Annotated in this window: 1 protein-coding gene; it reads right to left on the bottom strand. The window is 68.4% G+C overall.

The window, feature by feature from the left end; genetic code table 11:
• Positions 1-29: 29 nt before the first annotated feature.
• On the bottom strand, positions 30-1,176 hold a 1,147-nt coding region (gene glf, locus G6020_RS09170), incomplete at its 5' end, for a UDP-galactopyranose mutase (protein WP_182610403.1).

The following is a 1,176-nucleotide window of genomic DNA, read 5'->3' as shown; positions in this document are numbered from 1 at the left end:
GGACCCGCCGCGGCCGGGCCGGCCGGGCCTCAGTCGGCGAGCGGCGTCCCGTCCCGCAGGTGCGGGGCGAGGGTGTTGTCGAACATCGTCAGCGCCGACGCGATCGCCATGTGCATGTCCAGGTACTGGTACGTGCCCAGCCGGCCGCCGAAGATCACGCGGTTCGCCGCGGTCTCGGCCTTGGCGCGGTCGCGGTAGAGGGCCAGCCGCTCGCGGTCGGTGGACTCGTTGATCGGGTAGTACGGCTCGTCGGAGCGCTCGGCGAAGCGGCTGTACTCGCGCATGATGACGGTCTTGTCCGTGGGGTAGTTCGTCCGCTCGGGGTGGAAGTGGCGGAACTCGTGGATGCGCGTGTAGTCGAACTCCGCGTCGTTGTAGTTCATCACCGGGGTGCCCTGGAAGTCGCCGGTGGGCAGGACCTCGGTCTCGAAGTCCAGGGTGCGCCACCCGAGCTCGCCCTCGGCGTAGTCGAAGTAGCGGTCCAGCGGGCCGGTGTAGACCACGGGCGCGTCCGGGCTCGCCGCGCGGACGGCCTCGCGGACGTCGAACCAGTCGGTGTCCAGGACCACGTCGATCTTCTCGTCGGCGGCCATGTTCTCCAGCCACGCGGTGTAGCCGTCGACGGGCAGGCCCTCGTGGGTGTCGTTGAAGTAGCGGTTGTCGAACGTGTAGCGCACGGGCAGGCGGGTGATGTTGCCGGCGGGCAGGTTCTTGGGGTCGGTCTGCCACTGCTTGGCGGTGTAGTCCTTGATGAACGCCTCGTAGAGCGGCCGCCCGATGAGCGAGATGGCCTTCTCCTCGAAGTTGGCCGCGTCCTCGGCCGAGAACTCCGCGGCCTGCTCGGCGATGAGCTCCCGCGCCTCGTCGGGCGAGTAGTAGCGCCCGAAGAACTGGTTGATCAGGCCCAACCCCATGGGGAACTGGTACGCCGTGCCCTTGTGCATCGCGAACACGCGGTGCTGGTAGCCGGTGAAGTCGGTGAAACGGTTGACGTACTCCCACACCCGCTCGTTGGAGGTGTGGAACAGGTGCGCGCCGTACTTGTGGATCTCGATCCCGGTCTCGGGCTCGGGCTCGGAGTAGGCGTTGCCGCCGATGTGGTGACGCCGGTCGAGCACCAGCACGCGCTTGCCGAGCTCGGCCGCGGCCCGCTCGGCGACCGTCAGGCCGAAGAAA

The organism is Dietzia sp. B19 (genome assembly GCF_014145155.1).
GTDB classification, from domain to species: domain Bacteria; phylum Actinomycetota; class Actinomycetes; order Mycobacteriales; family Mycobacteriaceae; genus Dietzia; species Dietzia natronolimnaea.
The sequence above is the reverse complement of the archived record's forward strand: the minus strand, read 5'-3'. Positions and strand labels throughout refer to the sequence as shown.